The 23,505-nt window shown below is 71.2% G+C and carries 23 protein-coding genes; 13 read left to right on the forward strand and 10 right to left on the reverse strand.

Features of this window, described 5'->3' with window-relative positions; all coding sequences use genetic code 11:
- Positions 1 to 212: 212 nt before the first annotated feature.
- The gene (locus tag QRN26_RS17470) at positions 213 to 1,679 is read right to left on the reverse strand and encodes an NAD-dependent succinate-semialdehyde dehydrogenase (RefSeq protein WP_285037723.1); all 1,467 of its coding nucleotides are present in this window, start codon (positions 1,677 to 1,679) and stop codon (positions 213 to 215) included.
- Positions 1,680 to 1,856: 177 nt separating this feature from the next.
- Positions 1,857 to 3,221: a 4-aminobutyrate--2-oxoglutarate transaminase gene (gabT, locus tag QRN26_RS17475; protein WP_056011539.1), complete on the reverse strand. Its 1,365-nt coding sequence runs from the start codon at positions 3,219 to 3,221 to the stop codon at positions 1,857 to 1,859.
- A gap of 158 nt (positions 3,222 to 3,379) precedes the next feature.
- Here gabT and QRN26_RS17480 point away from each other — a divergent pair, with 158 nt between their 5' ends.
- Complete coding sequence (locus QRN26_RS17480; protein ID WP_285037724.1) at positions 3,380 to 4,963, forward strand: helix-turn-helix domain-containing protein; 1,584 nt, start codon at positions 3,380 to 3,382, stop codon at positions 4,961 to 4,963.
- A gap of 19 nt (positions 4,964 to 4,982) precedes the next feature.
- Here QRN26_RS17480 and QRN26_RS17485 read toward each other — a convergent pair whose 3' ends face one another.
- Positions 4,983 to 6,119, reverse strand: a complete 1,137-nt coding sequence (locus tag QRN26_RS17485; RefSeq protein WP_285037725.1) for an alpha/beta hydrolase — start codon at positions 6,117 to 6,119, stop codon at positions 4,983 to 4,985.
- 189 nt (positions 6,120 to 6,308) lie between these two features.
- Between QRN26_RS17485 and QRN26_RS17490 the strand changes: the two genes are divergently transcribed.
- Positions 6,309 to 7,436, forward strand: coding sequence for an alcohol dehydrogenase catalytic domain-containing protein (locus QRN26_RS17490; protein ID WP_285037726.1), 1,128 nt, complete (start codon positions 6,309 to 6,311; stop codon positions 7,434 to 7,436).
- Positions 7,437 to 7,617: 181 nt separating this feature from the next.
- Complete coding sequence (locus QRN26_RS17495) at positions 7,618 to 8,322, forward strand: hypothetical protein (protein WP_056008731.1); 705 nt, start codon at positions 7,618 to 7,620, stop codon at positions 8,320 to 8,322.
- 47 nt (positions 8,323 to 8,369) lie between these two features.
- Here QRN26_RS17495 and QRN26_RS17500 read toward each other — a convergent pair whose 3' ends face one another.
- Entirely contained in the window at positions 8,370 to 9,314 is a 945-nt protein-coding gene (locus tag QRN26_RS17500; RefSeq protein ID WP_056011536.1) for a phosphoribosylaminoimidazolesuccinocarboxamide synthase, read from the reverse strand.
- A 148-nt stretch (positions 9,315 to 9,462) separates the two neighbouring features.
- On the opposite strand from QRN26_RS17500, the gene QRN26_RS17505 reads away from it, so the two are divergent.
- Positions 9,463 to 11,034: a DHA2 family efflux MFS transporter permease subunit gene (locus tag QRN26_RS17505; RefSeq protein WP_285037727.1), complete on the forward strand. Its 1,572-nt coding sequence runs from the start codon at positions 9,463 to 9,465 to the stop codon at positions 11,032 to 11,034.
- Positions 11,035 to 11,061: 27 nt separating this feature from the next.
- Here the strand turns inward: QRN26_RS17505 and QRN26_RS17510 are convergent, their stop codons facing one another.
- From QRN26_RS17510 to purD, 3 genes are all read right to left on the reverse strand, one after another.
- Entirely contained in the window at positions 11,062 to 11,562 is a 501-nt protein-coding gene (locus QRN26_RS17510) for a 2'-5' RNA ligase family protein (RefSeq protein WP_285037728.1), read from the reverse strand.
- Positions 11,563 to 11,712: 150 nt separating this feature from the next.
- Positions 11,713 to 12,564, reverse strand: a complete 852-nt coding sequence (locus QRN26_RS17515) for an alpha/beta fold hydrolase (protein ID WP_285037729.1) — start codon at positions 12,562 to 12,564, stop codon at positions 11,713 to 11,715.
- Positions 12,565 to 12,583: 19 nt separating this feature from the next.
- The gene (gene purD / locus QRN26_RS17520; RefSeq protein ID WP_056779139.1) at positions 12,584 to 13,849 is read right to left on the reverse strand and encodes a phosphoribosylamine--glycine ligase; all 1,266 of its coding nucleotides are present in this window, start codon (positions 13,847 to 13,849) and stop codon (positions 12,584 to 12,586) included.
- A 38-nt stretch (positions 13,850 to 13,887) separates the two neighbouring features.
- On the opposite strand from purD, the gene QRN26_RS17525 reads away from it, so the two are divergent.
- Together QRN26_RS17525 and QRN26_RS17530 are read left to right on the forward strand one after the other, a co-directional pair.
- On the forward strand, positions 13,888 to 14,253 hold the full coding sequence (locus tag QRN26_RS17525; protein WP_056779136.1) for a sterol carrier family protein: 366 nt from the start codon (positions 13,888 to 13,890) through the stop codon (positions 14,251 to 14,253).
- Between the two features lie 74 nt (positions 14,254 to 14,327).
- Positions 14,328 to 15,386 carry a glycosyltransferase family 2 protein gene (locus QRN26_RS17530; RefSeq protein WP_285037730.1) on the forward strand — a complete coding sequence of 353 codons (1,059 nt, stop codon included), beginning with the start codon at positions 14,328 to 14,330 and terminating at the stop codon, positions 15,384 to 15,386.
- Positions 15,387 to 15,419: 33 nt separating this feature from the next.
- On the opposite strand, the gene zapE is transcribed toward QRN26_RS17530, so the two are convergent.
- Positions 15,420 to 16,565 carry a cell division protein ZapE gene (gene zapE / locus QRN26_RS17535; protein WP_285037731.1) on the reverse strand — a complete coding sequence of 382 codons (1,146 nt, stop codon included), beginning with the start codon at positions 16,563 to 16,565 and terminating at the stop codon, positions 15,420 to 15,422.
- An 83-nt stretch (positions 16,566 to 16,648) separates the two neighbouring features.
- On the opposite strand from zapE, the gene QRN26_RS17540 reads away from it, so the two are divergent.
- The 3 genes from QRN26_RS17540 to purF all read left to right on the forward strand — a co-directional run bounded on the left by QRN26_RS17540 (position 16,649) and on the right by purF (position 19,752).
- Positions 16,649 to 17,107, forward strand: a complete 459-nt coding sequence (locus QRN26_RS17540) for a hypothetical protein (protein ID WP_285037732.1) — start codon at positions 16,649 to 16,651, stop codon at positions 17,105 to 17,107.
- Entirely contained in the window at positions 17,104 to 18,222 is a 1,119-nt protein-coding gene (gene purM, locus QRN26_RS17545; RefSeq protein ID WP_285037733.1) for a phosphoribosylformylglycinamidine cyclo-ligase, read from the forward strand. The genes QRN26_RS17540 and purM overlap by 4 nt, the downstream gene beginning before the upstream one ends.
- 72 nt (positions 18,223 to 18,294) lie before the next feature.
- On the forward strand, positions 18,295 to 19,752 hold the full coding sequence (gene purF, locus QRN26_RS17550; RefSeq protein WP_056008709.1) for an amidophosphoribosyltransferase: 1,458 nt from the start codon (positions 18,295 to 18,297) through the stop codon (positions 19,750 to 19,752).
- Between the two features lie 78 nt (positions 19,753 to 19,830).
- Here purF and QRN26_RS17555 read toward each other — a convergent pair whose 3' ends face one another.
- Together QRN26_RS17555 and QRN26_RS17560 are read right to left on the reverse strand one after the other, a co-directional pair.
- A complete protein-coding gene (locus QRN26_RS17555) occupies positions 19,831 to 21,027 on the reverse strand; it encodes a 2TM domain-containing protein (RefSeq protein ID WP_285037734.1) in 1,197 nt (398 codons plus the stop codon).
- A 120-nt stretch (positions 21,028 to 21,147) separates the two neighbouring features.
- Positions 21,148 to 21,363, reverse strand: a complete 216-nt coding sequence (locus QRN26_RS17560; RefSeq protein WP_056008702.1) for a DUF3073 domain-containing protein — start codon at positions 21,361 to 21,363, stop codon at positions 21,148 to 21,150.
- Between the two features lie 207 nt (positions 21,364 to 21,570).
- Between QRN26_RS17560 and QRN26_RS17565 the strand changes: the two genes are divergently transcribed.
- From QRN26_RS17565 to crcB, 4 genes are read left to right on the forward strand one after another with little or no spacing between them, the layout of a single operon-like run.
- Positions 21,571 to 22,155, forward strand: a complete 585-nt coding sequence (locus tag QRN26_RS17565) for an HhH-GPD-type base excision DNA repair protein (RefSeq protein WP_285037743.1) — start codon at positions 21,571 to 21,573, stop codon at positions 22,153 to 22,155.
- A 4-nt stretch (positions 22,156 to 22,159) separates the two neighbouring features.
- Positions 22,160 to 22,684 (forward strand): universal stress protein, encoded by a 525-nt coding sequence (locus QRN26_RS17570; RefSeq protein WP_285037735.1) that lies wholly within the window; start codon positions 22,160 to 22,162, stop codon positions 22,682 to 22,684.
- Positions 22,681 to 23,115, forward strand: a complete 435-nt coding sequence (locus QRN26_RS17575; protein ID WP_350223932.1) for a fluoride efflux transporter FluC — start codon at positions 22,681 to 22,683, stop codon at positions 23,113 to 23,115. The genes QRN26_RS17570 and QRN26_RS17575 overlap by 4 nt, the downstream gene beginning before the upstream one ends.
- Positions 23,112 to 23,492, forward strand: coding sequence for a fluoride efflux transporter CrcB (gene crcB, locus QRN26_RS17580; protein ID WP_285037736.1), 381 nt, complete (start codon positions 23,112 to 23,114; stop codon positions 23,490 to 23,492). The genes QRN26_RS17575 and crcB overlap by 4 nt, the downstream gene beginning before the upstream one ends.
- Positions 23,493 to 23,505: the final 13 nt, after the last annotated feature.

Consider the following 23,505-nt stretch of genomic DNA (forward strand, 5'->3'; position numbering starts at 1 on the left):
GGGGTGGTGCTCGGGGATCGGGTGGTGCGGGTGGACCGGGGTGGTGCTCGGGGACCAGGACGCTCGGGTGGGTGACCCGGTCGGGATCCGCGTCGATAGTCGAGTATGGCGGTTCGCGCCGTCGGATGGAACCGTCGGTGTCGATCTCGACGGTCGATCCGACGGACGGCGACGCTTTCGGTCGTCGTCCGCCGGGCGGGTGGTGGCGACCGTCAGTCGATGGGCGTCATGGTGTACTTCGGGTACAGGTACTCGTGGATGCCCTCGAGCCCGCCCTCTCGGCCGATGCCGGACTGCTTGACCCCGCCGAACGGCGCCGCCGCGTTGGAGATGACGCCGACGTTCAGGCCCATCATGCCGGTCTCCAGCCTGCCGATCATGCGCTGTCCGCGCGCGAGGTCGGTGGTGAAGACGTAGGAGACGAGGCCGTACTCGGTGTCGTTCGCGAGGCGCACGGCGTCGTCCTCGTCGTCGAAGGGGACGATCGCGAGGACCGGGCCGAAGATCTCCTCGCGGAGGATGTCGGACCCCGGGACGACACCCGTGACGACGGTCGGCTGGAAGAACGTCCCGGCGCCCTCGACGGCCTCGCCACCGGTGAGCACCTCGGCGCCACGTCCGACGGCGTCGGCGACGAGCGTCTTCGCCTTCGTGACGGCGCGGTCGTCGATGAGCGGGCCGATCGTCACGCCGTCCTCGGTGCCGCGGCCGATACGGAACGCGCGCACCCGTTCGGTGACCCGCTTGGCGAACTCATCGGCGACGTCGCGGTGGACGATGAAGCGGTTCGCCGCGGTGCACGCCTGTCCGATGTTCCGGAACTTCGCCGCCATCGCGCCGTCCACGGCCTTGTCCAGGTCGGCGTCCTCGAACACCACGAACGGGGCGTTGCCGCCGAGTTCCATGGAGGTGCGGAGGACGTTCTTCGCCGACTGCTCGATGAGCTTCTGGCCCACCGGCGTCGAGCCGGTGAAGCTGAGCTTCCGGAGGCGCGGGTCGGCGATGATCGGTGCGGACACGGCCGAGGAGCTGGCCGTGGTGATGACGTTCACGACCCCCGCCGGGAGACCGGCGTCCTCGAGGAGCTTCACGAAGGAGAGGGTCGTCAGCGGGGTGAGCTCCGCCGGCTTCACGACGACGGTGCACCCGGCGGCGAGCGCCGGTGCGATCTTGCGGGTCGCCATCGCGAGGGGGAAGTTCCACGGTGTGATGAGGAAGCAGGGCCCGACGGGGTGCTGCGAGACGGTCATCATGCCGGTGCCCTCGGGGTTGGAGCCGTAGCGGCCCGAGATGCGGACGGCCTCCTCCGAGAACCAGCGGAGGAACTCGCCGCCGTAGGTGACCTCGCCGTTCGCCTCGGCGAGCGGTTTGCCCATCTCGAGCGTCATGAGCAGCGCGAACTCGTCCCGGCGTTCCTGGAGGAGGTCGAACGCCTTCCTGAGGATGTTCGAACGCGTACGGGGCGCGGTCGCCGCCCAGTCGTCCTGCGCGGCGACGGCGGCGTCGAGCGCGGCGGTGCCGTCGGCGACCGAGGCGTCGGCGATGGTCTTGATGACGTCGCCCGTGGACGGGTCGGTGACCGTGAGGGTGCCACCGTCGGACGCGTCGCGCCAGACGCCGCCGATGAAGAGGCCGTTCGGGACCTTGCTGAGCAGTTCGGTTTCGCGTGCATCGGTCATGGGTGGAGCTCCTTGCTGGGGTCGATGGCGTCGGTGACAGTGTTTCAGCGTGCGTGCCCCTCGACAAGCTCGGTGAGCGGGGTTGCGATGTCGTGGAGTCGCCGGGGTGCTGGGGAGCGGGCTCGTGCCGTTCCGCCCTTCGACCGGCTCAGGGACCGCTCGCCGAAGGGCGCGGCGTCAGCTCGTGGCGAGTGCCTCGAGCACGACGTCGAGTCCCTCGTCGAGCAGCTCGAGTGGGATGGTGAGCGGCGGGAGGAACCGGACCACGTTGCCGTAGGTGCCGCAGGTGAGCACGATCACGCCGGCCTGGTGCGAGGCTTTCGCGACGCGCGCGGTGAGCGTCGCATCCGGTTCGCCGGTGGCCGGGTCGACGAACTCGACGGCCATCATGGCACCGCGTCCGCGGATGTCGCCGATGCGCGGGTCGGTCGCTTGCGCGGCGGTGAACCGGTCCACGATGCGCGTCTCGATCGCTCGGGCCGCAGCGGCGAGGTCGTCCTCCTCGTACGCTTCGATGGCGGCGAGCGCGGCGACGCAGGCGAGCGGGTTCCCGCCGTAGGTCCCGCCGAGACCGCCGGCGTGCGGGGCGTCCATGATGTCCGCACGTCCGGTCACGGCCGAGAGCGGCAGCCCGCCCGCGATGCCCTTGGCGGTGATGATGAGGTCCGGCACGACACCGAAGTGCTCGGACGCGAACATGGCGCCGGTGCGGGCGAACCCGGTCTGCACCTCGTCGGCGATGAAGACGACGTCGTTCGCGCGGGCCCAGTCGAGCAGGGCGGGGAGGAAGCCGTCCGCCGGGACGATGAAGCCACCCTCGCCCTGGATGGGTTCGATGATGATCGCGGCCAGGTTGTCCGCGCCGATCTGCTTCTCGATCTGCGTGATCGCCCGCTGCGCCGCTTCGGCACCGGACAGCCCGCCGTCACGGAACGGGTAGGAGAGTGGCGCGCGGTACACCTCGGAGGCGAACGGCCCGAAGCCGCTCTTGTACGGCATGGACTTCGCGGTGAGGGCCATCGTGAGGTTCGTGCGGCCGTGGTAGGCGTGGTCGAACGCGACGACCGCCTGCTTCTTCGTGTGGCTCCGAGCGATCTTCACGGCGTTCTCGACGGCTTCCGCGCCGGAGTTGAACAGCGCCGTGCGCTTCGCGTGGTCGCCGGGGGTCAGTCGGTTCAGGGCTTCGGCGACCTCGACGTAGGAGTCGTACGGGGTGATCGTGAAGCAGGTGTGGGTGAACTCCTGCAGCTGACGGGTCACCGCTTCGACCACGCGTGGGTTGCTGTTGCCGACACCCGTCACAGCGATCCCGGATCCGAGGTCGATGAGCGAGTTGCCGTCGACGTCGACGAGGACTCCGCCGCCGGCGCCCGCTGCGAAGACGGGCATCGTGGTGCCGACCCCGGACGCCACCGCGGCGTGCTTCCTGGCCATGAGTTCTTCGGAGATCGGTCCGGGGATGGCGGTGACGAGACGACGTTCCTGGGGAAGTGCAGGTCCGCCGAGGACGTCGGTCGTGGGGGCGCTGCTCATGCTCGTCATCGATGCTCCGTTCGATCTGGCGGTCGGCCGCCGCTGCTCGACGTCGACCGCTCGTGATGCAGCCATGCTAGGCAGCGCCGATCCCCGGGACACTCGACAGTTCGTCGATGTCGAGCATCGCCATTGGACGGACTGGCACCGCGACGTAGACTCACGCCATGGCCCCGTCGTTGCAGCACCTCCTCGATCGTCACGCCCTCGGTCTCCGACTCGTCGTCGCCGGGACGGCCGGATCGCTCGAGCGTCCGGTGGCGTGGGTGTCGAGCTCCGACCTCCCGGACCCGACCCCGTTCCTGATCGCGGACCAGATCGTCCTGACGACCGGCACCCAGTTCGGTACGGCCGTGTCCGCCACGCAGGTGGAGGCGTACGTGGCACGCCTCGCCGCGGCGGGCGTCGCCGCCCTCGGGTTCGGCACCGAGGTCATCACCGCCGGCCCGCCGTCGGAACTCGCCCAGGCCTGTGCCGATCACGGCGTCCCGCTGTTCGAGGTGCCCTACCGCACACCCTTCATCGCGGTCATCCGCTACGCCGCCGACCTCATCGCCGAAGCCGACCGGGAACGGGACGCCTGGGCCCTCGCCGCCCAGCGGTCCATCGCCTTCGCGGCGCTCCGCCCGGACGCCTCGCACGCGGTCGTGACCGAGCTCGCCCGCGCGCTCGGCGCCTGGGTCGTGCTGCTCGACGCCCATGCCGCGACCATCGCCGACGCCGCTGCCGACGGAGGGCGGCTCCGCGGCCGAGACCGCCTCGTCGAGCGGGTCGCGGAGGAGGCGCAGGGGCTCCTCCGACGCGGCCAGCGATCCGGGGCGACGTTCACGAGCCCGAGCGGGACGGTCTCGCTCCAGACGCTCGGCCGCCGCGGCGACCTCCGCGGAGTGCTCGCGATCGGCGGCGCCGACGGCCCGCTCGACGCCGCTGCCCAGGGCGTCGTGACCTCCGTCGTCGCGATCACCGGCCTCACCCTGGAACAGGGCGGGGCGCTCGGACGGGCCGGTCGAGCGTTACGGCTCGGCGTCTGGCGGTTGCTGCTCGCCGGTGAGTCCGATGCCGCCAGAACCGTCGCCGAGGAACTCACGACGCCCCTCCCGACGGGCGCCGTCCGCGTCGGCGTGGCCACCGCCGCCGACGACGGCCGGGAGGCGTTGCTCAGCGAGCTCGAGCGTGCCGCGGCGCTCGCCGTCGGGGAACTGTTCGTGGCGGAACACGACGGCCGACTGTCCCTGCTCGCTTCCGACACGCCCGGCACGGACGCCGTGCTCGAGGGGCTGTTCGGCGGCACGCCAGGCCGTCACCTCGGGCTGTCCCGGGCGGTCGGACTCGCGGACCTCGCCCTCGGTGTCGGCCAGGCGGTGTCGGCCCACGCGCAGGCGGCGGCCCAGGGGCGGTCGATCGAGCGGTTCGGGGCGCTCGCGGTCGGTGGGATGACCGGCCTCCTCGACGCCGCACGGTCACGTCCGGTCGCAGAGGACCTCCTGGGGCCCGTGCTGCTCGCCGACCGCGAGGAGGGCTCAGTACTCGTCGAGAGTCTCCGGCAGTGGCTCGAGGCCAACGGGCAGTGGGATCCGGCCGCGAAACGCCTCGGGATCCATCGGCACACGCTGCGGAACCGGATCACCAGGGTGGAGCGGCTGCTGGAGCGCCCGCTCGACACCTTCGCGGCGCGGACGGAGGTCTGGCTCGCCCTCGTGAGTCTCGACGATGCGGGTGCGGGCTCAGGCTCGGGCAGCGCGCGGGACTGACCAGCGTGCGTCCGGTCGGCTACTCGCCCGAGGCCACCGGGTGCTCGTCGTGGAGCGAGCGGAGCGCGGTGACGACGTCGTCGTGCCAGCGGCGCGCGGCCGGCAGCACCCCGCCGAAGATGGGCGTGTCGTGCGTCGCGCCGAGGTAGAGCACCCCGCTCGCGTCGACGCCGTCGGCCCGGAGGGCGGCGAGGTACGCCGCACCGTCGCCGCGCAGCGGGTCGTACTCGGCCGTGAGGATCACCGCGCGCGGGAGGTCGGCGTGAGAACGGGCGAGCAGCGGCGACGCGTGGGGCTCCTTCGCCTGACGGCGGTCGAGGAGGTACGTCTTCGCCACGGACCGCAGCTCCTTGATCGCGAAGAAGCGCGGAATGCCCATCTCCCGGACGGGTCGGAGGTCGATGTGGCCTCCGGTGAGGTCGGTGACGGGCACCTCGAGCAGTTGGAGACGGATCGGGCGCCGGCCGCGCTCGCGATTCAGCAGGGTGAGCGCCGCTGCGATGCTGCCGCCGGCCGACACCCCGGCCACGGCGATGCGTTCGGCGTCGACCCCGAGCGTCGTCGCCTCGGTGAAGAGCCACTCGAGCGCCGCGTGGGCCTGCTCGAGTTGCGTCGGGTACCGGTGTTCCGGCGCGAGCGCGTAGTCGACGGCCGCGATCACGACGCCCGCGTCCGCCGCCCGCCGCCGGAAGCCCGCGTCGGTCGTCGGGTAGTCGATGCCGCCGATCCGGAACGCGCCACCGAAGCAGGACAGGACGGCGGGCACCGGCGCACCGGCGTCTGAGCCCTGCGGGTAGTAGAGCCGCACACGGACGTCGGGGAACCCGGTGACGGGGACGGTGTGCTCCTCGATGCGCAAGGCCGGGCCGGGCACGCCGACCGTCGCGAGTTCCTTCTTGTCCCAGTTGAGGGCCGCCTTGCGGTGCTGCTTGCGGGTCTTCTTCCGGCGAGGGGCCGCCGTGGTGGTGGCCGCCGTCGTCTTCGGTGGCTGCTTCGGTCGACCAGGTTCCGGCGTCGTGCCCGGGGTCGGCTGCGGCCGCTTCACGGTCGTCGTCTTCGGCCGGAGGAAGAACGCCTTCGCCTGCTCGAGCGCACTCGAGATGAGGTAGGCGCGGTGCGTCCGCGCCCGTTCCACGAAGATCGGATCGAGGGGCATGTCAGCTCGCCTGCTCTCATCGGGACAGTGGGTCACAGCAGTCTAGGGCTGGTGGCCCGAGGCGTTCGAGCCGTGGCGCTGAGGCGGTCGGTCGCATCCGTCGCCGCTGGTTCACCTGCTGTTCACCTGGCGTCCCGGCCCTGTTCGGGTGCCACTCATAGCGTGGCGGAGACGGCAACGGGGGGAACCATGCACACGACGCTCACCGCTCACGTCGGCAAGGACGTCTTCGTCCGGCCGTCGCCCGTCGCCATGGTCTGGCAGGGGCCCGGCACGCGTCACCAGGCGATGGCGGTCCCGGGTGTCACCCTCGGGTCGGGAGACGTGCTCGTGGAGGTGGAGCTCGCGACGGTGTGCGGCTCCGACGTCCACACCGTCCTGGGGCACCGTGAAGCGGCGACGCCCCTCGTCCTCGGGCACGAGCAGGTCGGTCGTGTCGTCGCGGTCGGCGGCCCGGTGACGGCGATGGACGGCACGCTCCTCGTGGCCGGCATGCGCGTCGTGTGGTCGGTCGTCGTGAGCTGCGGCGTCTGCGACCGGTGCTCCGCCGACCTCCAGCAGACCTGCCGCCGACGCGCCACGTACGGACACGACCGCGTGCATCGCGGGTGGGAGTTGAGCGGTGGGTTCGCGACCCACGTCGAGCTCCTCGAGGGCACGGCCATCGTCATCGTCGGGGAGACGCCGCCCGCCGCCGTCTTCGCACCCGCCTCCTGTGCAACGGCCACCGCGATCGCCGCACTCGACGCCGCCGGGCGCGACCTGACCGGAACCGCGGTCCTCGTCACCGGCGCGGGGATGCTCGGGCTCACGGTCACGGCCATCGCGACGGACGCCGGCGCGCGCGTCGTGGTGAGCGACCCGGACCCGGCCCGTCGCTCACTCGCGGGGCGCTTCGGGGCGGTCGCCACCGTCGACCCGGCCGCCGGCGAGGCCGAGCACCTCGACCTCGCGCGTCTCGCGGCTGGTGTCGAGGGCTTCCCGGTCGCCCTCGAGGTGTCCGGTGAGGTGAGCGGCATCGACGCCGCGATCGGGGCGCTGTCGATCGGCGGGACCGCGGTGCTCGTGGGCAGCGAGTCACCCGGAGCGCCGCTCGGCATCGACGCCGAACGCATCGTGCGCGGTCTCCTGACCGTGCGCGGCGTGCACGACTCCCGGCCGCGCGACCTGCAGCGAGCGGTCGACTTCCTGACCGGTGCCTGGCGGCGCTACCCCTTTGCCGAGCTCGTCGGTGCCGAGTTCGCGCTGGACGACGTCGACGAGGCGCTCGTCGCCGCCGCGTCCGGTGCGTTCCCCCGGGTCGGGGTACGGCCCTGAGTCACCACCGCTCGGAGCCGCGCATGACTCGGTGCGCCGCCCGGCCATCGCCGTCGCACGACGTGACCCCTTCGGGCGCCCCCCATTCCGGGGGCCAGCACACGGGCTTTTCCGCGGATTCCCGCCGATCCCGGGCCTCGAAACGCCCCGGATCACCCACCTTGTGGGGTATCCTCGGGCCATGACGGTCACGACTCGCCACCCCGGTGTGGTCCGGGTGGGTGGCCGCCTCATGATCGTGGATCCATTCGCGGAACGAGGCGAGCTCACCGCGGGTCAGGAGCGCGTCCACCAGCTCCGACGTCGGATCACCATCCTCCTCGGCACGTTCCTCCTTCTGGTCGGCTTCATCGTCGGTGCGGCCGTGGGTGTGCTCGTGGAGTGGATGCTCGTCCACGACGAGACCCGGTCCGTCTCACTCCCCGGCTTCGACCCGGAATGGGCCCCGGGACTCGACGTCGTCGGCGCACTGCTCGGCGTGATCCTCGTCGCCGTCCTCCTCCTCGTCTGGGCCGAGCGGCGGAACCACCATCGTCGGCTGGACGGCGGTCACCAGCCGTCGCGCTGGGTCGACCCGCTCAACGACCACCTGATCGGCCTGAGCGACGACGTCTCCTGGACGTCACTCTGGACGCTCACCCGCATGTACGCCACCGCCGAACGGTTGCAGCGCGAGCTGATGGAGCGCAGCGCGGCTCGACGCGAGGTGGGAGCCGACGACGAGTGCGACCTCGTCGAAGCGCAGCTCGCTGCCGACGACGCGCGCGACGCGCTCGAGAAGACGGCCCAGCTCATGGGCGTCATCGTGCCGGAGGGGCCGCTGCCCGACGCACAGGCCATCGCGGCCGACGGTGCGCGACTCCGAGCCCGTCGTCGGATGCTCTGAGCGGCCTGCGCTGAGCTGAGCTGCCGTCGTCGAGACCCTCGCCGTGGTCAGCGAGCGTGCGGGAGGCCCGTGAGACGCTCGAGGAGTTCGCGGTACCGTGCCGCGGTCTGCGTGACGATCTCGGACGGCAGCGTCGGCGGCGTGGGGGTCGCCTCGTCGTGCTGGTCCCAGTTGTGGGCGAGCCAGTTGCGCACGATCTGCTTGTCGAAGCTGGCCATCCGCTCGGTCGGGTCGTCGCCGGCGAGGTAGACGTCGCGATCCCAGTAGCGGCTGGAGTCGGAGGTGAGCACCTCGTCCCCGAGGGTGATGACGCCGGTCTCCGGGTTCCGGCCGAACTCGAACTTCGTGTCGGCGAGGATCACCCCGTGGCGCTCGGCGGTCATCGACGCCGTCCGGTAGATCTCGAGGGACAGATCCTTCAGGGCGACCGCGTCGTCCTCGCCGATGAGCTCGACCATGCGACTGAACGAGATGTTCTCGTCGTGCTCGCCGAGCGGTGCCTTGTACGCGGGCGTGAAGAGCGGTTCGGGCAGCTGGTCGCCGTCGCGCAGTCCGTCCGGCAGGGGGATGCCGCAGACCGTGCGGCTGGCGACGTACTCCTTCCAACCGGAGCCCGTCAGGTAGCCGCGCACGACGCACTCGACGGGGAACATGTCGAGCTTCCGGACGAGCATCGCCCGGCCGGCGAACGCGTCGGGGATCGTCGCGACGGCGACACCTGAGGCGTCGAGCCGGTGGTCGGGGACGAGGTGGTTCGGGACGTCCCGCAGCTGGTCGAACCACCAGAGGCTCAGGCTCGTGAGGAGCTCGCCCTTGCCGGGGATGCCCGGTTCGAGCACGTGGTCGAAGGCGCTCACGCGGTCGCTCGCCACGACGAGCAGGACGTCCTCGGGGCCCTCGGCCGGTTCGTACAGATCTCGGACCTTGCCCGAGTAGACGTGGTTCCAGTCGTTGGTGTCCGAGGATGCGCTCACCCCACCAGTATCCTGCATCGGCGGCATGCGGGACCGACGGCGGGCTTGCGAGGGTAGGTGCATGGGCGTATATTCCACCCGCGCCCTCGCCTGGCACGTGCCGGTGCCCGCGCCCCACTCCACGAGCAGGCCATGCGACCTCCTCCTCCCCGCAGAAAGCGACACCATGTCCACCTCCTTGTCCACGCCACCGCAGGGTGTCAGCGGTCCGACCCCGGGAGCGGTGCGGCCGTGGCCGGCCCTCTGGTCCCTGGTCATCGGCTTCTTCATGATCCTCATCGACACCACCATCGTGTCGGTCGCGAACCCCGCGATCATGCGCGGCCTCGACACCGACATCAACAACGTCATCTGGGTGACGAGCGCGTACCTGCTCGCCTACGCGGTGCCGTTGCTCATCACCGGCCGCCTCGGCGACCGCTTCGGGCCGAAGAACCTCTACCTCGTCGGCCTCGTCGTCTTCACGCTCGCGTCGCTCTGGTGCGGGTTCTCCGGCACCATCGAGATGCTGATCGTCGCGCGCGTCGTGCAGGGGCTCGGCGCCGCGCTCATGACGCCGCAGACGATGGCCGTCATCACGCGCATCTTCCCGCCCGACCGCCGCGGTGCGGCCATGGGCCTCTGGGGTGCGACCGCCGGTGTCGCGACCCTCGTCGGCCCGATCCTCGGCGGGGTGCTCGTCGACGGCCTCGGGTGGGAGTGGATCTTCTTCATCAACGTGCCCGTCGGCATCGTCGGCTTCATCATGGTCTGGCGCAACGTGCCGGCCCTGGCCACCCACCCGCACCGCTTCGACATCCTCGGCGTCGTGCTCAGCGGGCTCGGCATGTTCCTGCTGGTGTTCGGCATCCAGGAGGGCCAGAGCTACGAGTGGGGGACGATCGTCGGCCCGATCACCGTGTGGAGCCTCATCATCGCGGGGGTCGTCGTGCTGGCCCTCTTCGTCGTCTGGCAGGCCGTCATGAAGGGCGAGCCGCTGCTCCCGCTGGCGCTCTTCCGCGACCGCAACTTCTCGGTCGGCAACCTGGCGATCTCGACGATCGGCTTCACGGTGACGAGCCTGTCGCTGCCGCTCGTGTTCTTCTACCAGACGGTGCGCGGGCTGACCCCGACGCAGTCGGCGCTCATGCTCGTCCCGATGGCCGTGCTGTCCGCCGGGCTGGCACCGGTGGTCGGCCGCGCCATCGACCGCGTGAACCCGAAGTGGTTCGCGCTCGCCGGGCTCCTGCTGCTCGCGCTGTCGCTCGGGTGGTACTCGATCCTGCTGACACCGGAGCAGCCGATCCTCATGCTGCTGCTCCCGAGCGCCGTCCTCGGCCTGGCGAACGGGTTCATGTGGGGTCCGGTCTCGAACCTCACCACCCGTGGTCTGCCGCAGCACCAGGCGGGCGCCGGCTCGGGTGTCTTCAACACCACCCGTCAGATCGGTGCCGTCCTCGGCAGCGCGGCCATCGCCGCCCTCATCCAGGGCCGGCTGGCGGCCGAACTCCCCGCGGCTCCCGGCGGGGCGACCGGCGGCGTGAGCGAGGTGACCGGTGGAGAGCTCCCCGAGGCCCTGCACGCGGGCTTCACCGCGGCGATGTCGCAGTCGCTGCTCCTGCCGGCAGGGTTCGCCCTCCTCGGCGCGATCATCGTCCTGTTCTTCCAGAAGCCGAAGGCTGCGGCGTGGTCGACGCCCGAGACCCAGCACGGCCAGGCCGCTGCGGCCGCCGAGGCCGCGCGGGTCGAGACGGAGTAGCCGGGCGCTGCGGCGGCACCGGGCGGGTCAGGGGCCGACGAGCTCCGTGACCGTCCTGGTGTCGCCGTTCCAGAACCGGAGGCCGAGGACCTCACCGTCCGGAAGCGGCCCGAGCGAGGCCAGTGCCTCGAGCGCGGCTCCGGTCTGCTCCGAGACGATGCGTCGGGAGAGCGTGACGTGCGGCGTCCAGGCTCCCGGTCGCGTGTGGTCGAACCCACCCTCGACCACGGCGGCGACCCGACGGTGCAGCGCGAGGAGTTCCAGGGTCGGCACGACGCCGAGCGCGAGCACCGCGCCCGATCGGCGCGGGAAGGTCAGCGGCGCCCCGAGGCGGACGGTGAACGGCTCGAAGACCGGCCGCCCGTGCAGCTCCAGTGTCTCCCCGGCGAGCAGCGTGATGTGCGGGCGGTTGCTGGCGCCCTGATGCGTCGACAGGCTCGGCAGGCCGAGGTCCGACAGGGCACGCCAGCGCGCTCGGACGGCAGCGTCGAGCTCGTCGTCGAAGGTCAGATCGACGCTGTGCACCATCAGTCCGTCGCCACCGCCCAGACGTCGTCCAGCGTCGCCGGGTCGTCGAGGACCTCGGCGCTGGCGTGGAAGTCGGGGTACGGGAGGAACGTCTGCACCGCACCAGTCAACACCGGACGGGTTCTCGGCGGCAGGGCTTGCGGTCGGGCCTCAGTCGGCGGGGAAGAACGGGGTGACGGCGGCGGCGAAGGACCGCGGCTGCTCGATCCAGGGGTAGTGACCGCAGCCGTCGAGCACGATCGCCTGGCCGAGCTGAAAGCGCTTCGCGAGATCGAGGACCGGTGCGAGTCCGGTGAGGCCGTCCTCGGATCCGGCGATGATGAGCACGGGTGCCGCGAGGTGACGGAGCGCGTCGCGGAGGTCCTCGACTTCGTCGGGCGTCGGGGTGTAGACGAAGGCGTCCTGAGCCACCGGGTGCCAGGCGCCCAGGCGTTCGTGCTCCTGTGCCGTCTCGTCCCAATCGCCCCAGGCGATGGGGGCGACCGCGGGGAAGAGCCGGTTGCCGGTCGCCGAGTCCGGCGCGGCGAGGAGCGCCGGGAGTGCGTCGAGGAAGCCCGGGTACCAGTCCGCGGCGGCGTGCCGGGCGATGATCTCGGCGCTGTCGTCGTCGGCGTCCACCAGCCAGGTGGCCGGGGGCGTGACGAGGCAGAGGCGGTCGAGGTGCTGCGGGTACCGGGCGGCGTAACTGATCGCGACCCGCGTGCCGGCGGAGTGGGCGAGCAGCTCGAAGCGGTCGAGGCCCAACCACAGACGGACCGCTTCCACGTCCTCGGCGAGTTCCGGCCACGTCGCCGTCGTCCCGGCCGGGCCGGCGTCCGACTCGCCGACCCCACGCTGGTGGAGGACGATCAACCGCCGGCGAGTGCTCAGACCGCCGAGGTCGCCGAGGTAGACCGGGTGGCGGGCCGGGCCGCCGGCGAGCACGACCAACGGCGGGAGCGACTCGTCGCCGATGACGTCGACGTGCAGGCGTGTGCCGTCGTGACTCGTGAGGCTCGGCATGGTGTCGGTCGTCGTCGCGTCAGGAGACGCGTGCGGCGATGTCGGTGCGGTACTGCCCGCCCTCGAGCTCGATGCGCGACAGCGCCTCGTAAGCCCGGCCCCGCGCCTCGGCGAAGGTCGACCCGAGCGCCACCACGTTGAGCACACGACCGCCCGTGGCGACGAGCCCGCCGTCGACGTCCGCCGTCGCGGCGTGCACCAGGTGGACGCCCTCCACCGCGACCGCGGCGTCGAGACCGGTGATCCCGCGTCCGGTGACCGGCGTCTCCGGGTAGTTCTGGCTCGCGAGCACCACGGTGACGGCGCTGGCCTCGGCGAAGGCCGGGCGCGGCTGCTCGCCGAGGGTGCCGGTGGCCGAACCGAGGAGGAGTGCCGACAGCGGCGTCACGAGGCGCGGCAGCACGACCTGCGTCTCGGGGTCGCCGAACCGGGCGTTGAACTCGATCACGCGGATGCCGCGCTCGGTGAGGATGAGGCCGGCGTAGAGCAGCCCCTGGAACGGGTTGCCCTCCGAGGCCAGCTGACGGACGACCGGCACCGCGACGGTCTCGAGGACCTCGTCGACGAAGGCGGTCTCGCTGCCGAAGCGGTTGTCGAGCCAGGGCAGCGGCGAGTACGCGCCCATGCCGCCGGTGTTCGGCCCGGCGTCGCCGTCGAGCAGGCGCTTGTAGTCCTGCGCCGGGGACAGGGGGAGTACCGTCTCGCCGTCGGTGATGAAGAAGAGGGAGACCTCCTGGCCGTCGAGGAACTCCTCCACGAGGATGCCGCCGTAGCCGAGCCAGTTGGTCGCGTGCTGGATGGCCGCTTCGCGGTCGTGGGTGACGAGGACGCCCTTGCCCGCGGCGAGGCCGTCGGCCTTGACGACGTAGGGGGCGCCGAACTCGTCGAGGGCGGCGATCGCCGCGTCGAGGTCCTCGGCGCGGACCGCACGGCCCGTGGGCACACCGGCTTCGTCCATGATGCGCTTGGCGAAGGACTTCGAGCCCTCGAGGGCGGCGGCGGAGCGGTTGGGGCCGAAGACCGGGATGCCGGCGGCGCGCAGCTTGTCGGCCACGCCGGCGACGAGCGGCGCCTCCGGACCGATGACGACGAGGTCGACCGCTTCGTCGCGGGCGAAGTCGCGCACGATCGACGGGTTCTCCTGGTCGATGCCGACCACGGTCACATCCCCCGCGATGCCCGCGTTGCCGGGGGCGGCGATGATGTGGTGCCCGGCCTCTTCGGAGAGGAGAGCCTTGATGATGGCGTGCTCGCGGGCACCGGAACCGAGGACGAGGATCTTCACCCGTCTAGCTTAAGGCGCAATGCCCTAGCCTCGGATGCATGGTCAGACCCAGGATCACCGACGCCGTCGGCCGTGCCGCCCTCGAGCAGGCGCTCGGTGACGGACCGGTGGCGCGCACCGACATGGCGACCGCGGTGCGGTACCTGCTGGAGCTCCTCGTCGAACGGGCGCCGGGCAACACCGTCGAGGTGCGGGTCCCGCCGTTCGGAGCGGTGCAGTGCATCGAGGGCCCACGGCACACTCGCGGGACGCCGCCGAACGTCGTGGAGATGGACCCGCCCACCTGGCTCGCCCTCGCCTCGGGGCGCATCGACTGGGCGGCCGCGATGGCCGGAGGGACGGTCCACGCTTCGGGGCAACGGGCGGACCTCTCCGGTCTCGTGCCCCTGCTCCTGCCGCGCTGAGCCCTGCCGCCGACCGCCGACCGACGCGGCTCCAACCCGGGCCGGCTGCAGCGGCGTCCGGGTACATTGGTGCGGTGACCTCCAACATCGACCCAGCGACGAGCCGTCCCGACGACGCCGAGCCGCACGGCGCCCACGATCCCCTCGACGCCGTCGAGGAGACGACGCTCGACGCCACGATCGTCATCCCCACGTACAACGGTGAGATGTACCTCGAGCAGATCCTCACCGCGATCGAGGGGCAGGAGTACGACGGCACCTTCGAGACCCTGGTGATCGACTCCGGTTCGACCGACCGCACCCTCGACATCGTCGCCGCGCACCCGGACGTCCGCCTGCACGTCATCCCGAACAGCGAGTTCGGTCACGGGCGGACCCGCCAGCTCGCAGCCCGGCTCGCCCGTGGCAAGGTCGTCGCCTACCTGACGCACGACGCGATCCCCGGCGATGCACGGTGGCTGCACGAGCTCACCGCGCCGCTCGATCCCGACGGCCTGGACGTCGTCGCGGTCATGGGCAAGCAGGTCGCCCGCCCGACCTGCTTCCCGCTGCTGAAGTACGAGATCACCGACGTCTTCAACAACTTCGGGCCCGACTTCGGGACGACGGTCTTCGCGAACGACGGCTTCGCCGACGGGAACGGCGGCCTGCTCGACGCCCTGGCGTTCTACTCCGACGTCAACTCGGCCACACGGCGGGACCTCCTGCTCGGCGACATCCCCTACCGCGACCTGCCCTACTCCGAGGACATGGCGTTCGGTGCCGACATCATCGCCGCGGGCCTGCGGAAGGCGTACGCACCGCGCGGCTGGGTGATCCACTCCAACGACCTCACGCTCGACGAGTACCGCAAGCGCATCTTCGACGAGACGACGGCGCTCCGCCGCATCGGCAAGCCCGTCACCCGCGTGAGTCGGTTCCGTCAGGTGGCCTACACCGTGTTCGGCGCCCTACGCGATGCGAAGCGGATCGTCCGAGACCGGCAGTACGGCTGGAAGCGCCGCGCGTACTGGTTCGTCATGAACCCCGCGTACCACGCGGCGAAGTGGAGCAGCTACTACGTCGCCTCCCGCGTCGACTTGAACGACGAGGCCGCCATGCGTGCCGGATCGTTGGAACACAGCCGCAAGTAGCCCGTCGCATGCTCGGCCGCGGCTGAGTCTCCGTCAGCCGATCTCGCGGAGCAGGGCGAGCCGACTGCGCGTCCGGACCGCGTCGCGGGCGAAGCCGCCCCGGCCGGGACCGGGACCGGCGATGAAGGTCTCCCGGTCGGTCGCCGCGACGACGTGCAGTTCGACGCCGAGGTCGCAGAGCGCGTCGACGAGGTGGACGAACCGGGCGCGAGCCTCGCGGGTGAGCTCGTGGGAAGCCGGGAGGGCGTCGAGCACCCACCGGTCGTAGTCCGCCGCCCACGCGAGGTAGTCACCCACTGAGGTCGGTCGCTCGAGGAGCTCCGCCGCGGTGAACCAGACGATGCCGTCGCCAGCGGCCGCCGCGCGGAAGGCGTGCCCGCTGATCGCCAGCGTCGTCGCCTCGTCGGGACTGGGACGGTGGAGGCCGAGGGTGACGAGATGGGCGTCCGCTGCCTCGCCGGTGACGGACCAGCTGCCCCGGGCGAAGCCGTCGCGTCGCCGGATCGGGGAGGAACGGCGGTGATCCGCCGAACCGCCGAGCTCGACCACGGTCATGTTCGCCTCGATCATCGCGATGCCCGGCTCGAAGAGGTGGTGGTACACCGGATCGGGCAGGAGGTCCTGCGGCCGGAAGTTCGAACTCGTCAAGAGGGTCACCTGCCGGGCGAAGAGCGCCTCGAGCAGCCGGATCATGAGCATGCCGTCACCCGGATCGTGCACGTGGAACTCGTCGAAGAGCACGACGTCGACGTCGTCGAGCAGTTCGTCGACGGCCTGCTCGACCGCATTCACGACCGCTCCGGCCGCCGCGCGGGAGCCGGCGCCGGGCTCACCCGTCGCCCGGGCGGCGTCGGCGGCCTCGGTGCGGAGCCGATGGATCGAGGCGTGCAGCCCGCGGAAGAAGGAGTGGAAGTGGACCCGTCGTCTCCGCGACGTCGGCAGGGCGGCGAAGAACGCATCGAGCAGCCAGGTCTTCCCGCGACCGGCCGCGCCCCAGAGGTACAGGTGGGCGGGCTCGTCCCCGCCGATCGGCAACGCGGCCAGCCGGCGCACCACCTCGAGCTGTTCGGGCTCCAGGGTGAAGCCGGCGTCGCGGGCGGCGGCGACGACGGCCGCGAGCACGTCCTGCTCGGACGCGTCGTCGGACGGGATCGCCCCGGTCGTCTCGATCGTGTCCACCGCTCGATCGTAGTCGCCGACGGATGTCGGCCCGCGTTCACCATCGGTTCACGGTGGCCGGGATCGTGGGGGAGAATGGAGTCATGACAGATGCCACCGGGCAGCCAGCGCCGGAAGCTCAGCTCCCCTCCGAACCCGCCACCGACACCGAGGTCGCGACCGTGTACTCCTCGGGGTCCGTCGCCGTCCGCCGCTCGCCCCGCTACTGGCGGTTCCTCGTCATCGGGGCCTTCGTGGGCATCATCGCGGCCCTCGTCCTCACCTTCGCGTTCCCGACGAGCCCCGACTACTCGCTCACCCAGGTCTTCGGCTTCCTGCTGCTCGTGTGCATCGTGGTCTTCGGCGCCGCCGCCCTCGGGATCGGCCTCCTCATCGACCGCTCGATGGCACGACGGACCCGGATCGTCCGAGCGGATAGAGTTGACGTGCATCCAGCCGGAACCCCCGCGGCAGACGCGGAGCCGACCGGTCCCGCGAGTGCCGAGCCAGGTGAGTCCGGCCCCCCGAATCCACCCACCGCAGAAGGTTCAGGACGGTCATGACCTCATCCACCACCTATCGGGAAGCCGGTGTCGACACCGCAGCCGGTGACCGCGCCGTCGACCTCATGAAGGCTGCCGTCGCCAAGACGCACGGCCCCGAGGTGTTCGGTGGGTTCGGTGGCTTCGCCGGCCTCTTCGACGCATCGGCGCTCACCTCCTTCCGTCGCCCGCTGCTCGCGACCTCCACCGACGGCGTCGGCACGAAGGTCGCGATCGCGCAGGCGATCGACAAGCACGACACCATCGGTCAGGACCTCGTCGGCATGGTCGTCGACGACATCGTCGTGGTGGGCGCGAAGCCGCTCTTCATGACCGACTACATCGCCTGCGGCAAGGTGCACCCCGAGCGCATCGCCTCGATCGTGTCGGGCATCGCGCGCGCCTGCTCCGACACCGGGACCGCACTCATCGGTGGCGAGACGGCCGAGCACCCCGGGCTCCTCGGGGTCGACGACTACGACGTCGCCGGAGCCTGCACCGGAGCCGTCGAAGCGGATGCGATCCTCGGTGAGCACCGGGTGGAGGACGGCGACGTCATCCTCGCCCTCGCGTCCTCCGGTCTGCACTCCAACGGGTTCTCGCTCGTCCGCCACATCCTCGCCCAGGCGGGCGTCGGCTACGGCGACCACAGCGACGAGCTCGGCACCACCTTCGGTGAGGCCCTCCTCGAACCGACGCGTCTCTACACCCTCCCGCTCCTGCGCCTGCTCGACGCCCCCGCGTTCGCCGGTGGCGTGCACTCGCTCAGCCACGTCACGGGCGGTGGCATCGCCGCGAACCTCGCACGCGTCCTCCCGAAGGGCTCCTGGGCCGAGGTCGACCGCTCCACCTGGAGCCCCGCTCCCGTGTTCCGCACCTTGAGCGACCTCGCAGGCTCCACGCTGGAGTCCAGCGAAGGCACCTGGAACCTCGGTGTCGGGTTCTTCGCCGTCGTGTCGCCCGCGCTGGCGGCCGACATCACTGCGGCGCTCGACGCCGACGGCATCGCGACCTGGCAGGTCGGCACCGTGCACCTCGGTGCAGACGCCGCCACCCACGACCTCACCGGCTTCGAGCAGGGCGCGAAGGGGGTCGACGGCGGCGCCGTCCGCCTCGTCGGCGCCTACCGCGACTGACGCCACCGCCGCACGTCCCGCTTCCCTCCGTTCCGTCACTCGCCCAGCACGAACCACAAGGAGTCCCCACGCATGTGCGGCATCGTCGGCATCGTCTCAACCGAGCCTGCCAATCAGCAGGTCTACGACAGCCTCCTGCTCCTGCAGCACCGCGGTCAGGACTCCACCGGCATCGCCACCGCCGACGGCAGCACCTTCCACATGGTGAAGGCGAAGGGGCAGGTGCGGGAGGCCTTCCGCACCCGCGACATGCGCTCGCTGCTCGGCAACATGGGGCTCGGGCACGTGCGCTACGCGACGAAGGGCGACGCCGCCAACGAGAGCGAGGCGCAGCCGTTCTACGTGAACGCGCCTTACGGCATCACGCTCATCCACAACGGCAACCTCACGAACACGCGTGAGCTCAGCAAGGACCTGTTCCACGTCGACCGCCGTCACGTGAACTCCACGAGCGACACCGAACTCCTCCTCAACGTGCTCGCGACGGAGCTGCAGGGGCAGATCAGCGGCCTCGACCTCGACCCCGACCAGGTGTTCAACGCCGTGGAGAACGTCCACGAGCGCGTCGAGGGCTCCTACGCGACGATCGCCCTCATCGCCGGCCACGGGCTGCTGGCCTTCCGCGACCCGTTCGGCATCCGCCCGCTCATCCTCGGGAAGCGCCAGACGGGTCTGGTCGGGAACGACTGGGTCGTCGCCTCGGAGTCGCTCGTCCTCGAGGCCGGTGGCTACGAGACCGTGCGCGAGATCGCCCCGGGTGAGGCCGTCTTCATCACCGCCTCCGGCGAGCTCTACTCCCGCCAGTGCGCCAAGAACCCGCGCCTCGTCCCGTGTTCCTTCGAGTACGTCTACCTCGCGCGGCCCGACTCGGTCATGAACGGCATCTCGGTCTACGAGGCACGGCTGCGGCTCGGCAACCGGCTCGCCGACACCATCGCCGAGTACACGCCGATGGGCGACATCGACGTCGTCATGCCGATCCCCGACTCCTCACGGCCCGCGGCCATGCAGGTGGCGCAGAAGCTCGGCATCGAGTACCGCGAGGGCTTCTACAAGAACCGCTACGTCGGCCGCACCTTCATCATGCCGGGCCAGGCCCAGCGCAAGAAGAGCGTGCGCCAGAAGCTCAACGCCATGGGGTCGGAGTTCAAGGGCAAGAACATCCTCATCGTGGACGACTCGATCGTGCGCGGGACCACCTCGAAGGAGATCGTCGACATGGCCCGGCTCGCCGGCGCCAACAAGGTGACGTTCACCTCCGCCGCCCCACCCGTCCGGTACCCGCACGTGTACGGCATCAACATGCCCTCGCGGCAGGAACTCGTCGCGCACGGGAAGAAGATCCCCGACATCGCCCGCGAGCTGGGCGCCGACAACCTCATCTACCAGGAGGTCGCCGACATGAAGGCCGCCATCCTCGAGGGGTCCGGCATCAGCGACCTCGAGATGAGCTGCTTCACCGGTGAGTACGTCACGGGCACCGTCTCCGAGGAGTACCTCGAGTGGGTCGAGCGCTCGCAGCTCTCCTGAGCGGCTGAACCCCCGCACCTGAACGACGACGGCGCGCGACCCCCGAGGGGATCGCGCGCCGTCGTCGTGTCGCGGGTGCTACTCGGCCGTGCCCGGCTCGGTGGCCGTCGTCGGAGCCTCGGTCGGCGTGACCTTCGGCTTCGTCGTGCGCGGCTTGGCCGGAGCCTTGGCCGTCGCGGCCTTCGGCGTGCCGTCCGTGGCGGAGGCGGACGTGGCCCGCTTCGTCCCCGTCGCACCGGCGGCCTTCGTGGCCGGAGCCTTCGCCCCGGTAGCCTTCGGTGCGGCGGCGCCGGTGGAGGCGCGGGTCGAGCTCGTCTTCCGGACCGTGGTGCCGGCGGCCGTCGCCGCCTTGGCGGCGGGCTTCCGCGGTGTCGTCGAGCGCGTCGTCGTCTTCCGCGGTGCACTGACGGTCGCGGCGGGTGCCGCTGCGGCGGACGTCGTCGCCCGGTCGGTGGCGCCATCGGTTGCGGTGCCCTCGGTGGACACGTGCTCGACCGGAGTCTCGCCGTCCAGTCGTGCCTGCGTCTCGTCGGCGGCCGCCGTCACCGTCTCGGTGTCGCCGGTGGCCGTGGACTCGAGGACGATGGACTCGGCCGGTTCGCTCGGCGCGTGGTCCGTGGCCGTCGGCAGGCCGGTGCCGGAGAAGACGGCGGCGAACTGCTCGGTCGGCGTCGGCTCGGTGGTCCGGGGCGGAGCTGGGACGGCAGTGGTCTCAGCCGACGGCTGCTCCTGCGTGCCGTACTGCTGGGTGCCGGTGTAGGCCTGGGTCGCCGAGTCGGGCGACGGCTGGGCGCCGTATCCGGCCGTCGGGCCGGTCTGGTACTGCGCGGTGTCGTAGGACCCCGTCTGGCGCTGGTACTGCGTCGGGTCGTAGACGGGCGCCTGGCCGGTCTGCCCGTTCTGGTAGACGGAGGGGTCGTAGGCGGTGGTCTGGCCACCGGTGTACTGCTGACCCTGCTCGTACGTGGGCTGGGCGGCGGCCGCACGTGCCGCGGCACGCTGCTGCTGCCTCTCGACCAGACGGGCGACCTCGGCGTCGATCGCGTCCTCGGTGATGTGCTTCGACGGCCCGTAGGCGTCGAGACCGACGAACAGGACCGCGATGCCCATCACGAAGATCGGCCAGATCGGCCAGAAGTATCCCCAGGCGCCCGTGAGGAGCCAGATGACGACGAGGAGGACGGAGACCGCACCCCAGACGGCGAGGAACTGCTTGAAATCGTGTTGCGCCTTCAGGCGCTTCTTGGCGGCACTACGGAGCTCGTCGGTGTTCATCCGTCCAGGCTAGTCTTCGCCTCGTCAGAACTCCATTTGCCCAGGGTCGTCGGAGAAACCCCTCAGCTGCGGGTGACGACTCCGATGGTGGACACCGTTCGACGAACGGGAAGGACGCGACTACGCGCCCTTCGCCTCACCGTCGGCGTACTTGTCGGCGTACTCAGCCCACTTCGCGATCTCGTCGTCGTAGCTCTCGTCGACGCCCGTGTTCGGGCCGTCGGCGGAGTGTCCCGTGAGCTCGCGCTCGAGCGCGTTGTAGTTCACGTCCGGGCTGAACGACTTGAGCTCACGAGCGATCTTCGTGTGCTTTGCCTTTTGACGGCCACGACCCATGCGAGACCCCCTCATGATTTTCTGACCGGCCGCGCTTGCGGGGCGTCCGGGGCTTTCGCCTACCAGGGAACGATAAAGACTAGCGTTCAGCTTACCATGCTGCCCGTGGCCGGAGCGCTCGTGCGGGAGGACCCGCTCGGCGGGCGGGCTGCACGGCGTGCCGCACCGGGGGTGGGCCTGCGCGACGACTGGTGGGACGATGGTGGCATGACCGGAACCCTGCACATCACGGGAGACCAGGACGCCGACCGGCTGCTGTCCTCGGACCCGCTCGCCCTCCTCATCGGCATGCTCCTCGACCAGCAGGTCCCCATGGAGACCGCCTTCGCCGGCCCGCTGAAGATCCGCGATCGTCTCGGCTCCTTCGATGCGGCCACCATCGCGCGGGAAGAACCCGAGGCGTTCGCCTCCCTCTTCAAGACGAGTCCCGCCGTGCACCGGTTCCCGGGTTCCATGGCCGGGCGGGTGCAGGGGCTCTGCGCCGCGATCGTCGACGACTGGGACGGCGACGCGGAGGCGATCTGGACGCGCGGCGCGCCCGACGGCCCGGAGATCCTGAAGCGCCTGCTCGCTCTGCCGGGATTCGGTGAGCAGAAGGCGAAGATCTTCCTCGCGCTCCTCGGCAAGCGCTACGGACTGAGCGCCGACGGCTGGCGCGAGGCGTCGGAACCCTACGGCGAGGACGGGAGTCTGCGATCCGTCGCCGACATCGTCGACCCGGAGTCGCTCGCGCAGGTCCGAGCCGCCAAGCAGGCGGCCAAGGCCGCCGCGAAGCGCGCGAAGGGGGAGTGACGACATGAGCGAAGCGCAGCGGGGTACCGCGATCGTGGTCGGTGTCACGCCGGGGCAGCCCGATACCGTGCTCGTCGAGGCAGCGTCGTTCGCGCAGGCCTTCGCCTGCCGGCTCGTCCTCGCCCACGTCGACGCGAGCCGGTTCGTCGTGGTCGAGAACGTCGACGGCACCGTCACGTCGTTGCCGTTCGACGCCGATCTGCACGACTTCGACCCGGAGCCGGCCGATCCCGGCCTCGAGGCGACCGCGCATCGTCTCCTCGACCACACCGGCGTCGCGTGGGAGCTGACCCAGCTCGCCGGCGATCCGGCGCGCGCCCTCGGCAGGCTCGCCGATTCGGTGTCCGCGCGGGCGATCATCGTCGGAACCCGGGAGCGTGGCCTGCGGAAGGGCATCCTCGAGTTCTTCAACGGTTCCGTCGCCGCGACGCTGGCCCATCGGCAGGCGCGTCCGGTGGTCGTGGTCCCTCTCGCGCCGAGCGCCACCGACGAACCGCTGTGGGACGCCCCCGCCGGCGACCTGCGGTGACGGCCGCTCCGACGGGGACACGGGCTCCGCACCTCCAACCCGCCACGATCGCGATGGTCGCGCTCGGTGGCGCGATCGGGACGGGCGCCCGCGAGGCGATCTCGCTCGCGATCCCGCCCATCGGCGGTGTCCCTGTGGCCATCCTCGGCATCAACGTCGTCGGCGCCTTCCTGCTCGGCCTCCTCCTCGAGTCGCTCCTCCGACGCGGGCCCGACGACGGCCGTCGACGTGATCTCCGCCTCTTCCTCGGCACCGGCGTCCTCGGCGGTTTCACGACGTACAGCGCGCTCGCGGCCGACAGCAGTGTCCTCCTCCTCGAGGGGAGCGCGCTCGTGGGGGTGCTGTACGCGGTGGGGAGCGTCGTGCTGGGCGTCCTCGCGAGCTGGAGCGGCATCGTCCTCGCCCGACGGATCGGCGGTGGCCGCTCATGACCCCCTGGCTGTTCCTCGCGATCGCGGCGGCCGGCGGTGTCGGCGCCGCTGCCCGCTTCGTCGTCGACGGCCTCATCCGCTCCCGTGTGGGTGGTGCGTACCCCTGGGGCACGACCGTCATCAACGTCAGCGGGTCGCTGCTGCTCGGCCTCGTCACGGCGCTGGCCCTCGGCGGGGTCGTCGACGAGGCGTGGCGCCTCGTCCTCGGGGGTGGGCTGCTCGGCGGCTACACGACGTTCAGCACCGCGAGCATCGAGACCGTCCGGCTGCTCCACGACGGACGTTCCCGGGCCGGATTGACGAACGTGTTGGGCATGCTCGTCGCGTCGGTCGTCGCGGCCCTGGTCGGCTACGGGCTCGGTTCGCTCCTCGCCTAGCCGCTCGTTCGCC

It is taken from the genome of Plantibacter sp. ME-Dv--P-095, from assembly GCF_030209365.1.
Taxonomy (GTDB): Bacteria; Actinomycetota; Actinomycetes; order Actinomycetales; family Microbacteriaceae; genus Plantibacter.